Below are 11876 nucleotides of genomic sequence, written 5' to 3'. Positions count from 1 at the left end.
CTCGTTCGTGAGAACCAAACGATCGTGATCGAGGACCTGACCGTGCGCAACATGGTCAAAAACCACACGCTCGCCCGGGCCATCTCGGACGCGGGCTGGAGCGAGTTCCGCTCCATGCTGGAGTACAAGGCGGCCTGGTACGGGCGGGAAGTGATCGCGGTCGACCGCTTCTTCCCCTCCTCCAGGCTGTGCTCCGCCTGCGGCACCTTGCAGAAGAAGATGCCGCTGCACGTCCGCACCTGGACCTGCGACTGCGGCACGACCCACGACCGGGACGTGAACGCGGCGAAGAACCTTCTGGCGGCCGGGCTGGCCGTGTCTGTCTGTGGAGCCGGTGTAAGACCTCAACGGAGTTCTCCGGGCGGGCGGTCGGCGGCGAAGCAGAAACCCCCACGGCGCGAGCCGTAGGAATCCCCCTCGTTCACGAGGGGGAGGAAGTCAACCTGCTGCCACCTCTGTCCTGCGTCCGGGCTCCGCGGCACCGGATCCGATGAACTGTTCGATCTCCGCCACCACTTGGGGAGCGCCGAGAATGCGCTGGTGCCCGAACCTGCGGGTGGTGACCAGTCGTGCCTGTTCGCCGAAGGCCGCGACGATGCGCCGCGCCTGCCCGCAGCCGACCGTGTTGTCGTCCTCGTCATGGATGACGAGGAGCGGAACGCGGACGCCGGCGGATTCGTGGAAGACGGAGAAGCGCGTCCACATGTCCTCCTCCCCCGGGTACACCTCCCGCTCGATGCGTCGACGCAGTTCGTCCCGCAGTTGCTCCGACAACCGCAGCCGGGCGGTGAACATGTCGACCAGATACATGAAGTCGGGGACCGAGCTGATCGCCACGATCCGCCTCGCCCGCACGCCGTGCCGCAGCGCCACGAAGGTCGCGACGACCCCGAAGGAATGGGCTACGACTGCTTCGAACTCCCCGTGCGTGCGGTGGAGTTCGGCGATGATGTCGCGGTACTCCACGAGTGTCGTGGTGTCGCCGGTGGCCGCACCGTGCCCCGGCGCGTCGAAGGCGACCGGGCTGTATCCCCGCTCGATCAGCCGGGTGATGGCCTTCGCATAGCGTGATGCGCGTGACTCCCAGCCGTGCACCAGGAGCACCGGGCGTTCGCCGCTGCCCCAGCGGTAGACGGCCGCGACCTTGCCGTTCACCGTCAGTTCGCCGGTCCTCGCGGCCTCCATGACCGCCCGTTCGTCGGGCCTGGGCCTGCTGCGGCCCTGCGGCCGCCGGAAGAGCTCGAACAACTCCTGGCTCGAGCCGACCGGGTTGCCCGACTCGCCGGCGCCGCCCGGGGCCGCACCGACACCTGCCGTAGCGCGATCCATTCCACGCCCTCCAGATCGATCAGGGGTGGGAAATGTTAGCACGATCGTTCGCGCATATTAATGACGCCTGTACCGTATAACTGTACGGACGATCGTGCTAATGTCGCCGTGGTCAACTCTCCCTCCTGGAGGACGGCATGACGCACCCGCACTCCGTATCCGTCGCCGACGACGCCGTGGACGGCCTGCCCGGCCCGAACCAGTGGTTCAAGGACCATCTGAACGGCCTGATCGACGCGCATCTTCTGGCCGACTGGCCGGAGACGCGGACCGGGACGGCGGACGAGCTCGAGAAAGGACTGCTGTCGTGACCGCCCCCGGCAGCACCGGGCGCATCGGTGTCGCCGTCGCGTCGGGGATGCTCAAAGGGGTCTACGGTCACGGCGTGCTGGCCGCTTTCGAGGAACGCGGGCTGCGCGCACATGTGTACGGCACCGCTTCGTCCTCCGCCCTCTCCGGCGGTCTCGCCGCGGTCGGCCGGGCGCGGCGGACGGGCGTGGCGTACTGGACCGGGGCCGCCGCGGCCGCGGCTGACAAGGGCATGAGCAGCGTCGTACTCGACAGCATCGCGGAGTACGGTCCGACGCTCCGCGAGGGACTCTTCCGCCCCGGAGCCCCGGAGTTCCTCCTGGCCACCAGCAAGGTCACCGATCCGGCCGCCGCCGAGACCACCCAGGGCCCGGACGCCAAGGCGCTCGGCCGCCAACTCCTGCGCAACGTCTTCGCGGGGGACCGGAGCTGGGTCGACGAGCACCTGGCCACCGTCGTGTTCTCCTCCCGCGCCGGGTCCGGGGGGCAGGAGCGCCTCCTGACACCGGACAACTACGACGCCGTGTCCTATGCCTCGACACGCATGCTGCATGCGTGGGCCATACCGGCGGAGATCGACGGGGAGGCGTACGTCGATGCCTCGTACACCTGCTCCTGCCCGGCACGGGAGGTCGCGGCCAAGGGTGTGGCCGTACTCGTCGCGATCGGCTGCGACCCCTTCCCGCTCTTCCGCGACCTCTACGCGTCCGAGGAGATCGTCGACGGCTCCGTCCTGAACGGGGCACGGGTCCTGGTGGTCAAACCGGACGACGACCTCAAGAACCTGGGCGTCGACTACGCGGCCGCGACCTCGGAAGGACTGCTCAAAGCCTACGAACTCGGGCAGGACGCCGGGCACCGCTTCGTGGACCGGCACACCGAACTGCTCGGTTCGGCCGCTCCGGAACCCGACGCCGGGACCGAGGCGCGGGAGGCCGACGCGTGACGCATGTGGTCACCGAGCAGTGCGTGCGCTGCAAGTTCGCGGAATGCGTCATCTACTGCCCGGTCGCCTGCTTCCGGGAGGCCGGGACCTTCCTGGTCATCGATCCCGAGGAATGCATCGACTGCGGCAACTGCGTGGAGGCCTGCCCGGCCGACGCGATCTATCCGGAGGACGAACTACCCGCCGAACTCGCGCCGGCCCTGGAGTGGAACGCCCGGCTCGCAGCCGAACTCCCCCTGGCCACCACACGGATTGCGCCGCTCACGGACGCCGAACAGTGGCAGGGACGACCCGGCAAGTGGGACACCCTCCCGGCGGAGCTGGCGCCAGGTGCCCCCGTTGGCCCGCACCCGGCCGGTCCGTGACCTGAACCACCCGCCGACGGCCGGCCCGCGGCGGATGCCACCGGCCGGCGCCCGCGCCCTCGCGTAAGGTCGTGCCCCGCCTCGTGGTGTAGGCGACCTTGCTCGACGCGTTCCGGTGAGCCGCGCGTCAGCCACCCCATGGGACCTGGCTCCCGCACCGCGCACGGCTGACCCGCCGTCAGTGCCATGAGGCGGCCCCGCACCGCGTCAACGCGGCGATGACCTGCGCACTCCGACTACTTGATCGGCTGCACCACCTGGCGGGACGCGATCCCGCGTAACAGGCATGCCAGGCGCGCGGAGCGGATCAGCCGGTCGCGGTCGTCCCTGATCGCCGGCTGACGGGCGCCGATCCGCGGCTCCTGGTGCAGCGCGGTTCGCAGACCTCCGGTGCCCAGACCTCCGAGGGCCGCCCTGTGGAGCGTGCAGTTCAGTTCGAGCCCGACCAGCCGCCCGCCGGGAGTCACGCACGCCGTCGCGGCCGGCGGGCCGGGCGTCTCGGCCGGCGCCGCACCTGGGGAGTTTCGTTCGGATCAGGCCGCACGCACCAGCCTTCGCTCACCCCGGCCCTCGCTCACCCGGCCGGACAGGTACCGTCAGGCGCCTCCGACCTGATCCGCCGGACAGGCCCCGGCTTTGCCGTGCAGCAGCCCGGAAGGCTGACGGTTCTTGGCCACGGGTACGGCCGCGACCACCCGGTCCTGGAACAGCTCCTTGCGAAGGACCGCGCTCCCTCGGACGTGTCATGCGGCGGTGGCTGCCGCCGCCGCTCGCTTGGCGCGTGCCTCCCGGATGCCCTGGCGCCGGTCGGTGAAGGAGGTCGCCTGGGTGTCCAGCCGGGTCATGAAGCCGGCGAGCTCCTCCCGGGCGGCCTCGCCGGCCGGACCGAGCCCTTCCCTCTCGAACACGCGCAGTGTGCGCAGGATCGGCATGACGACGTTGTCATGGTGCAGCCGCAGGTCGTAGATGCCCGCGATGGCGATCTCCGCCGACTTACGCCCGAAGTCCTTGATCGTCGAGCCCGGCATCTCGAACCCGGTCACCACGTCGCGGACGGCCTCCATGGTGCTGTCGGGTGCCAGCTCGAAGGCGGCGTCGACCAGGTTCCGGTAGAACACCATGTGCAGGTTCTCGTCCGCCGCGATCCGAGCCAGCAGCGAGTCGCACACCGGATCGGTGCTCACCTGACCGGTGTTGCGGTGCGAGATCCGGGTGGCGAGCTCCTGGAAGGCCGCGTACGTGATGGCGTGCAGCGCGCTGAACCCGTCGGGACGGTCGTAGCCCGTCGACATGTGCGTCATCCGGGCACGTTCCAGGGCCCTGGGGTCGACGGCCCGGGTGACCAGGAGGTAGTCACGCAGTGCGGTGCCGTGCCGTGCCTCCTCGGCCGTCCAGCGATTGACCCAGTTCCCCCAGGCGCCGTCCCGGCCGAACTCGGCGACCGCGAAGTGGTATCCGGGCAGATTGTCCTCGGTCAGAAGATTGACCACGAGCGAGACACGGGCCACGTCCGGGAGCGTGGCCTCCTCCTCGGTCCAGGCCGTACCGCCGAGCTGGCCCTCGAAGTCCCGCCCCTCGCCCCAGGGGATGTACTCGTGCGGGAACCACTCCTTGGCGACCTCGAGGTGGCGGTCGAGATTGTGCGCCACCACCGGCTGGAGCTCGGCCAGCAGGGAGTGCTCCGCACGCGCGACGGAACGGTCGAGACGGTCGATGGGGGGCATGGCGCTCTCCTTCTCGGGGTGTCGCGGCGTCATTCACAGGGCCCCGGGACAAGGGGGTCTGCGGCAAAGGGTTCTGGGGCTTGTCGGGAAGTCCGGGCAGTGCGGGCAGTACGAGGTCTCCGAGCGGACTACCGCGTCCGCTCGGCCCGCGCGCGGATCATCGGCGCGGACGCGGCGGCGGCCAACGACCCGATGGCGCACGCGAGGAACACCTGCAGATAGCCCAGGTCGTCGAGGATGTCGTGACGTTCGAGGATCGCCGCCAGGGCGGCGATGCCCAGCGCGCCACCGATCTGACGGGTCGTCATCAGCAGCCCGGTGCCGGAGGCGAAACGCTGCGGTGCCAGCGACGCGGTGGCCGCGTTGGAGATCCCGGTCAGCGCCGCGCCGATCCCCACCCCGGCCACGATGCCGATGGGCAGCCAGACAGCCACGTACTGGCGTTCGGTCCCCAGGAGCAGGTACATGGCGGCGCAGGAGGCGCCGAAGAGTACGGAACCGGCGGCCACCGCGGCCCACTGGGCGCGGGGCGGGACCCGGCGCCCCACCACCAGGGCACCGACCGCCGCGGCGAAGGCCCCGGGGGTGACCGCGAGCCCCGCCTTCAACTCCGAGTAGCCCCACACCGCGTTGAGGAACAGCAGTGTGCTCAGGAGGTAGGCGTACATGGCCGCACCGAAGAGCAGCGAGGCGACGTTGGTGGCGGCGAAGGGGCGGCTGCGCCACAGGTCCCATTCCAGGGCGGGCGCGACATGACGCCGGGAGAGCAGCAGGGCGGCAGCGACGAGCACCGCGCCTCCGGCCAGCAGCGCGACGACCCGGCCGCTGCCCCAGCCCCACTCCGTCCCCTGGGTCACGCCGAAGACGACGCCTCCGATGCCCAGGGCCAGGGCCAGGGTGCCCACCGGGTCGGGGAGCCGGCGCCCGGTCGGCGCGTCGTTGGACAGCCTGGCCGCGACGGCCACGATGGCCAGACCGAGCGGGAGGTTGATCAGGAACACGCTGCGCCAGCCCCACACGTCGACCAGCAGGCCGCCGAGGCTCGGCCCGACGGCGGCGGCCATGCTGCCGACCGCTCCCCACACCCCGACGGCGACCTGCCGGCGGGCGGCGGGCGTGTGCTGAAGCACCAGACCGAGCGCCGAGGGGATCATCCCCGCCGCGCCCACACCCTGCAGGGCACGGGCGCCGACGAGCATCGGAACATCGGTGGCCAGCCCGCTCAGCAGCGAGGCGAGCGTGAACAGGACCGTGGACCGGACGAACAGCTTCCTGCGCCCGATGACGTCGGCGACCCGCCCGGCGACGGCGAGCAGCGCCGCGAACACGACGGTGTACGCGGTCACGACCCAGGTCAGCTGGGACAGCGAGGCGTCCGGGAAGTCGACGCGCAGGTCGGAGAAGGCGATGTTGACGACCGTGGTGTCGAGCACGGCGAGGAAGGTGGCCCCGGACGCGACGAGCAGAGCGACCTTGGCCGCCGCCCCCGCGGAGCTCTCCGGTGCCCGCCCTTCGTGCTGTCCCGCGGGGCCCGCCGGGCCTGCCCCGGGTGACGTGGGTGAAGCGGTGGTCATGCGCGGTCCCTTCGTCGTGGGATCCACAGGCCGGTGCGGGATCCTCCGAGTAAAAACTAAACGACCGTACGTGCATTTAAAAGGGGGTCGGGGTGAGTCGCACAGGCGCGGCGCGATGACGCTCGTCACCGCGCATGCGCTCCGCGTGTCATACGCCCTGCGCGTCGGACGGCCCCGCGTACCGGGTGAGCGACCGCCGGACCAACTCTTCGGCTGCACCGGTGTATTCGGCCGGATCCAACAGTCGTGCCAGTTCTTCGGCATCGAACTGCCCCGCGATCGAGGGATCGTTGGAAAGCACTGTGCCCAGTGGCAGGCCGGAGGCGGCCGCCTCGGCCGAGGCCCGGCCCATGACCTCCTTCGCGGTCGCCTTGCCGAGCGCCGGTGCCAGCACGGCCGCCAGCCGCTCCGAGACGATCAGGCCGCCGGTCAGCTCCAGGTTCGCCCGCATGCGTCCGGGCGACATCTCCAGCCCGGCGACCAGCTCGCGTGCGGTGTGCGCGGCCCCTCCGGCCAGCCGCAGACACTCGCGGAGCGGCTGCCATTCGGCGTGCCAGGCGCCGGCCGACCGCTCGTCCTCGGACAGCATCGTGTGCGTGAGCACACTCGCGTAGGCGGGAATCTGCAGGGCCGCCGAGCGGATCAGCGTGGCCAGCGCGGGGTTCCGCTTCTGCGGCATCGCCGACGAGATGCCGCGTCCGGCCGCGGTGGGCTCCGCCACCTCCGCGGTCTCCGTCCGCGCCATCGACTGCACATCGACGGCGATCTTCCCCAGCACACCTGTGGCCAGGGCGAGTTCGGCGGCGAGCGCGGCAACGGGCGCACGGTGGCTGTGCCACGGCAGCACCGGCGCGCACAGTCGCGTCTCCGCGGCGAACCGGGCGGTCAGCCGCTCCGCGTAGCCTGCCGTGAGTCCTGCCCCGTGCCCTGCCGCGCGGCCGTCCGTGTGTGCGTCCGTGTGCGCGGCTGTCGGGTCTTCGCCCGCGGCGCACTGCCGTGCGCCGCGGTGCAGCTTCTCGTACTCGGCATAACCGGCCAACGTGCCTGCCGCACCGCCCAGTTGGACGAAGAGGCCTTCGGAGCGCAGCGTCTTCAGCCGGTCCGTGGCCGTGCTCACCGCGGCCAGCCAGCCGGCCGCCTTGAGCCCGAAGGTCGTGGGCACCGCGTGCAGCGCGAGCGTGCGCCCCGCCATGAGCGTCCCCGCGTGCGCCTCGGCCAGCGCGCGCAGGGAGCCGGCGACCTGCTCCAGATCCGCCACCAGGAGGTCCAGGGTCCGGCGGGCCACCAGCATCAGCGCGGTGTCGAAGATGTCCTGGCTGGTCGAGCCGCGGTGCACGTACTCGGCGGCGTCCGGATCCGCGGCCGCCACCAGGCGGGTGAACGCCTGGACCAGGGCCACCACGGGATTGGCCGCACCCCGACTCAGCACGGCGAGTTCGCGCGGGTCCAGGCGGTCGGCGTGGGCCAGCTCGCTGATCGTCCGGGCCGCCGCCGCGGGCACGTTGCCCAGGCTCGCCTGGGCGCGGACCAGTGCGGCCTCGGAATCCAGCATGGCCTGCAGCCACGCGTCGTCGGACGTGGCGGCCTCGGCCGGAGTGCCCGCCCGCACCGGGCTGAGCAGTCCGGCGTCGACGACCCGGGATGCGGGGCCGGATGCCATGGAGGCCGGGGCGGCCGCGGGAGCGGTGGCCGTGGAGTCAGCGGCCTCGGAGTCAGCGGTCGTGGTGTCAGTGGCCGTCGGGGCACCGGGTGCGGGGGCCGTGGTCATGCGGGCAGAAGCCATGGGGGCGTTCACCTCGTCAGCTCTCCGATCATCTCGCTGTCCGGGTGCAGCCCCGGGACCAGACCGAGCACGGCATGGGCGATGGCGTCGGAGTCCTGCAGAGTCACCGAGTTGACCCCGGGACGGATGCCCGCCGCCGTGGCCCAGTGAACGGACTCCGTGGGCACACCGAAGGCGAAGCGGCGCGGGTGCGGGCGTCCTTCGGCGTCGATCAGGTGGAACGGCGCATCGGTCACGGCGAGTCCACCCGTCTCGTACACCGAGCCGTCCGGGTCGGTGATCTCGTACGGGCGGCACTGCCGCTCCTTCAGGAGCCGCACCAGCAACGGGTCTGCGGTCGTCCGCAGATCGATCTCCGGCAACCGGGCCTCGATCAGGGTGGTCGCCGAGGTGCGCGAGCCGGGCACCGAGCCCGACTCGACCGCGAAGACCTCTGCCGCCTCGTCGGGCACGGCCTGGACGCCGGGCCCGAGGACGCGCAGCATCCCGGCCTCCAGCAGCGCGATCGCCTCCTCGATGCGCCGGGCCGGCGGCCCGATGGACAGGAACGCGTTCAACGGCGTGTACCAGGCGTCCAGGTCCTGCCGATACGAACTCCCCGTCAATCCACCGTGATCGACGAGCTGCCTGAGTTCGTTGCGCAGGTCGCGCAGGACGTCGAGCGCCGCCTTGAGCGGACCTTCGACGTTTCCGGCGCGCGCCTGCGCCAGATCCTCGCGGAGGTGCCCGAGCAGCCAGCCCTCGAAGTCCTCGGGCGAGGCGAAGACCCGGCCCGCGTGCGGGCGGGCGACGCGGGCCCAGTCCCAGCGCTCCTCCGGGGCGATCCCGAACTCCCCGAGCACGTCCCGCTCCCGTTCGCTGCCCGGCTCGGTCCCAAGGAGGCGGGCCCGCAGCCGCTGCGCGTCCCCGGAACGGCCCGCGGCGGTGAGCAGCGCGGTGTAGTAGACGGTCTCGACCTCCTTGGAGACCAACGGCCACAGGAAGGCGCGGAAGTCGGTCCCGCCCTGCTGCCGGGACCGCTCCCGCAGGCCCGCGATCACCTCGGGGGTCAGCACGGCCGGCAGATGACGGCCGTGCGGGCCCTTCTGGTTCTCGCCCCGTGAAGGGAACGGCAGCCCGCGCCGGGAACCCGCGACCAGGCGCGGCTCACGGCCGGACGGCATGTAGACCAGCCGGCCCGAGCGCCGTACGAACTCTCCGCCCCGGCCCAGCGTCAGCAGCGCCATGTAGTCGAAGAAGTTCAGGCCGAGCCCGAGCAGCGCGACCGTCTCGCCCGGCCGTATCGGTGACAGGTCCACGTCCGCGGGGTTGGCCGGGAGGACGTAGCCCAGACCGTGGGCCTCGGCGAAGGCGGCGAGCTCGGCCTGCCTGCGGGAGCGCCGTACGGGCAGATGACCCTGCGCGAGCACCACGGCGTCCAACCCGTCGACGCGGTCGCCGTCGTCCAGCAGAACGCTCTGCCTGCCACCGCCCGCGTCACTCCCCGGGCCGGGCGTCTCCTCGAGGGCCACCGCGCGGGCGCGGTGCACGACGGTGGTCAGCCGGCTCGGTGCCGTCTGTGTCACCCGCCGGAAGACCCATTCCAGGTAATGGCCGTAGAAGGCACGGGACGGATAGGAGTCGGGGCCGAGCGTGCGCGCCTCCGTCAGTACCCGCTCGTCGTACTGTCGGTCGTCCATCGGGCCGATGAGCGTGAGGAAGCGTGCCCATTCGTACAGGCTCGGTCCCGGGGCGAGCGCACCCCGGATCTCCACGCTGTCGTCGGTGAACATGGTGACCTGGGAGGCCACCGTGTTCATCAGCAGGTGTCCGGACTGGTCGCTGCGCCACACCTGTCCGGCCCCGGGCGGATACGGGTCGACCACATGCACGGTGATCGGCACGTCCTCCGGGACCGGCCCGGCGTTCGCACACAGCCGTTCAAGGACCGAGAGCCCGCGGGGCCCGGCACCGATGAGGCAGACGTCGAGCCGTCGGCTGGTCATAGTCGGTCTCTCCACTGAATCGGAAGTCGTTGTGTTCCCCGCGTCTCAGCTGCCGGCCGCCACACCGCTCAGGCGCAGCCCGCCCGCCGCACGCGCCGGGATCCGGGCCCGCCCCTGCACGCCGCGGGCCAGGGCCGTGGTGAGGTGCGCCCGGCCGGCGCGGTGCCGTTCCGGCGGGCCCGCGCCCAGGTCCCTCAGGGCATCCACGACCTCGTGCAGGTCCAGGGCGAACTCCGCCAGCACCTCGGCGACGGCCGGGGCGTTCGCGGCGATGATCTCCGTCCACAGCTCGGCGTCACCCCCGGCGATCCGGGTGGCATCGCGCAACCCCTGCCCGGCGAGCCGAAGCTGGGTGTCGTCGCCGTGCAGCAGCCGGGTGGCCAGCAGGCTCGCCACCAGATGCGGGGTGTGCGAGGTGAGGGCCACCGCCCGGTCGTGCTCGGCGTGCCCCATCACGACCGGTACGGCCCCGCACAGCTCGGCCAGCTCCCGCGCCCGGCCGAGGGTCCGGGGGAGGGAACCCGCGTGCGGGGTGAGCACCCACGGCTTGCCGTGGAAGAGGTCGCCCTGGGCCGCGAGCGGACCCGACTGCTCCCGGCCCGCCATGGGATGACCGCCCACGAAGCGGGTCAGATCGCAGCCCAGCTCGGCCGCCTCCTCCTGCGGGCGGGCCTTGACACTGGCCACATCCGTGAAGTCGTCGGCCAGACCGAGCAGTTGGTACTCGTGCAGCGTCGCGGCGACATGCTGCGGGGGCACCGCGAGTACGGCCAGGTCCACGGGCGTGCGCGGGGCACCCACCACACCGGCGCCCAGGCCGGCCGCGGTGCGGGCCGCCTCCGGGTTCCGGTCCAGGAGATAGGGGGTCACGCCCCGGCCCCGCAGGGCCAGGGCGATCGACGTACCGATCAGGCCGGTTCCGACCACGGCGGCACTGGGCATCAGCGGCTGCTCCACAGCACCGGGAGATACTCGGGGTCGCTGTAGTCCGGGGCGCCCTCGGCGGTCCTGCGCACCAGCACGTCGTGGTTGTACGCCACCTGCGTGCCGTCCGAGCGGAGGAACTCCCGGTAGCGGTTCTCGCCGTCCTGCAGATGGAAGGAGATGGCCCGGCGCGGACGGTCGCTGACGTTGGCCCCGCTGCCGTGGTAGGTGCGGCAGTGGTGGAAGTTGACGTGTCCCTTCGGGATGCGCACGGGGATCCTGCGCACCTCGACGCCGTTGTGCCGGGCGTTCTCCTCGAGCATCACGTCGAGTTCGGAGCGGTCGCGCTCGGCGAAGTGCAGCGAGGTCGCGTCGTTCTCCGCGGTCTCCTTCCACAGGTGGCTGCCGTCCACCATGGTGATCGTGCCCATCTCCTCGTCGCAGTCGTGGAAGGGGATGAACGCGGTCAGCATCCGCTCCGAGGTGCACGTGGACCAGTAGTGCCGGTCGAAGTGCCAGGGCACGATGTTGGACTGTTCTCCCGCCACCGGCGGCTTGAAGATGAGGGTGGACTGGAACACCCGTATCACCTCGGCCCCGGCGAGCCGGGCGGCCACCGCGCCGAGCAGCGGCTTGCGCAGGATGCGGCCGATCGTGTCGTCCTCGTAGTGGATGTAGTCGTTGTGCCGCTGCACCGCGCCGTGCCCGGGCTCCCAGTAGGCGAGCTTCGGCGGGCGTAAGGGCAGCGTCCGGTCGCGGTGACCGCCGTAGAAGCGCTCGCTCGCCGACTCCAGAAGATCGGTCTCCTCGTCGGTGAACAGCTTCTTGGACAGGTACCAGCCGTGCTGGGCGTAGAAGGCCACGTCGTCGTCGGAGGGGAGGAGCAGGCGCTCCTCCTCGGTCAGGGCGAAGAGCGGTGAGTCCTGGACAGTCACGA

Annotated in this window: 12 protein-coding genes; 4 read left to right on the top strand and 8 right to left on the bottom strand. The window is 71.5% G+C overall.

Translation table 11 applies throughout. The features are described from left to right. Positions 1–408, top strand: a 408-nt coding sequence (locus ACFP2V_RS00560; protein ID WP_381204274.1) for an RNA-guided endonuclease TnpB family protein, incomplete at its 5' end; no start/stop codon positions are given. 30 nt (positions 409–438) lie between these two features. Here the strand turns inward: ACFP2V_RS00560 and ACFP2V_RS00555 are convergent. Next, positions 439–1329, bottom strand: a complete 891-nt coding sequence (locus tag ACFP2V_RS00555) for an alpha/beta fold hydrolase (protein ID WP_381204273.1) — start codon at positions 1327–1329, stop codon at positions 439–441. Between the two features lie 137 nt (positions 1330–1466). Between ACFP2V_RS00555 and ACFP2V_RS00550 the strand changes: the two genes are divergently transcribed. The 3 genes from ACFP2V_RS00550 to ACFP2V_RS00540 are packed head-to-tail and all read left to right on the top strand — an operon-like array spanning position 1467 to position 2949. Continuing rightward, positions 1467–1640 carry a hypothetical protein gene (locus ACFP2V_RS00550; protein WP_381204272.1) on the top strand — a complete coding sequence of 58 codons (174 nt, stop codon included), beginning with the start codon at positions 1467–1469 and terminating at the stop codon, positions 1638–1640. Beyond that, positions 1637–2584, top strand: coding sequence for a patatin-like phospholipase family protein (locus ACFP2V_RS00545; RefSeq protein ID WP_381204271.1), 948 nt, complete (start codon positions 1637–1639; stop codon positions 2582–2584). Before ACFP2V_RS00550 ends, ACFP2V_RS00545 begins: the two co-directional genes overlap by 4 nt. After that, complete coding sequence (locus tag ACFP2V_RS00540) at positions 2581–2949, top strand: 4Fe-4S dicluster domain-containing protein (RefSeq protein ID WP_381204270.1); 369 nt, start codon at positions 2581–2583, stop codon at positions 2947–2949. The genes ACFP2V_RS00545 and ACFP2V_RS00540 overlap by 4 nt, the downstream gene beginning before the upstream one ends. Before the next feature lie 236 nt (positions 2950–3185). Here ACFP2V_RS00540 and ACFP2V_RS00535 read toward each other — a convergent pair whose 3' ends face one another. The 7 genes from ACFP2V_RS00535 to ACFP2V_RS00505 form a co-directional block, all read right to left on the bottom strand. Continuing rightward, complete coding sequence (locus tag ACFP2V_RS00535; RefSeq protein ID WP_381204269.1) at positions 3186–3416, bottom strand: hypothetical protein; 231 nt, start codon at positions 3414–3416, stop codon at positions 3186–3188. A gap of 276 nt (positions 3417–3692) precedes the next feature. Next, complete coding sequence (locus tag ACFP2V_RS00530) at positions 3693–4673, bottom strand: acyl-ACP desaturase (protein WP_381204268.1); 981 nt, start codon at positions 4671–4673, stop codon at positions 3693–3695. Between the two features lie 128 nt (positions 4674–4801). After that, positions 4802–6247, bottom strand: a complete 1446-nt coding sequence (locus ACFP2V_RS00525; RefSeq protein WP_381204267.1) for a DHA2 family efflux MFS transporter permease subunit — start codon at positions 6245–6247, stop codon at positions 4802–4804. Between the two features lie 148 nt (positions 6248–6395). Continuing rightward, a complete protein-coding gene (locus ACFP2V_RS00520; protein WP_381204281.1) occupies positions 6396–7907 on the bottom strand; it encodes a class-II fumarase/aspartase family protein in 1512 nt (503 codons plus the stop codon). Positions 7908–8038: 131 nt separating this feature from the next. Then, a complete protein-coding gene (locus ACFP2V_RS00515) occupies positions 8039–10015 on the bottom strand; it encodes an FAD/NAD(P)-binding protein (RefSeq protein ID WP_381204266.1) in 1977 nt (658 codons plus the stop codon). Between the two features lie 45 nt (positions 10016–10060). Continuing rightward, entirely contained in the window at positions 10061–10957 is an 897-nt protein-coding gene (locus ACFP2V_RS00510; protein WP_381204265.1) for a prephenate dehydrogenase, read from the bottom strand. After that, entirely contained in the window at positions 10957–11874 is a 918-nt protein-coding gene (locus ACFP2V_RS00505; RefSeq protein WP_381204264.1) for a phytanoyl-CoA dioxygenase family protein, read from the bottom strand. Before ACFP2V_RS00505 ends, ACFP2V_RS00510 begins: the two co-directional genes overlap by 1 nt. Positions 11875–11876: the final 2 nt, after the last annotated feature.

Origin of the sequence: Streptomyces incanus (assembly GCF_042656345.1) — a bacterium.
Lineage (GTDB): Bacteria > Actinomycetota > Actinomycetes > Streptomycetales > Streptomycetaceae > Streptomyces > Streptomyces incanus.
The sequence above is the reverse complement of the archived record's forward strand: the minus strand, read 5'-3'. Positions and strand labels throughout refer to the sequence as shown.

Coding starts and splice junctions, on each gene's coding strand:
- ACFP2V_RS00555 (WP_381204273.1), bottom strand. CDS start 1,329: ATGGATCGCGCTACGGCAGGTGTCGGTGCGGCCCCGGGCGGCGCCGGC.
- ACFP2V_RS00550 (WP_381204272.1), top strand. CDS start 1,467: ATGACGCACCCGCACTCCGTATCCGTCGCCGACGACGCCGTGGACGGC.
- ACFP2V_RS00530 (WP_381204268.1), bottom strand. CDS start 4,673: ATGCCCCCCATCGACCGTCTCGACCGTTCCGTCGCGCGTGCGGAGCAC.
- ACFP2V_RS00525 (WP_381204267.1), bottom strand. CDS start 6,247: ATGACCACCGCTTCACCCACGTCACCCGGGGCAGGCCCGGCGGGCCCC.
- ACFP2V_RS00520 (WP_381204281.1), bottom strand. CDS start 7,907: ATGGCATCCGGCCCCGCATCCCGGGTCGTCGACGCCGGACTGCTCAGC.
- ACFP2V_RS00515 (WP_381204266.1), bottom strand. CDS start 10,015: ATGACCAGCCGACGGCTCGACGTCTGCCTCATCGGTGCCGGGCCCCGC.
- ACFP2V_RS00510 (WP_381204265.1), bottom strand. CDS start 10,957: ATGCCCAGTGCCGCCGTGGTCGGAACCGGCCTGATCGGTACGTCGATC.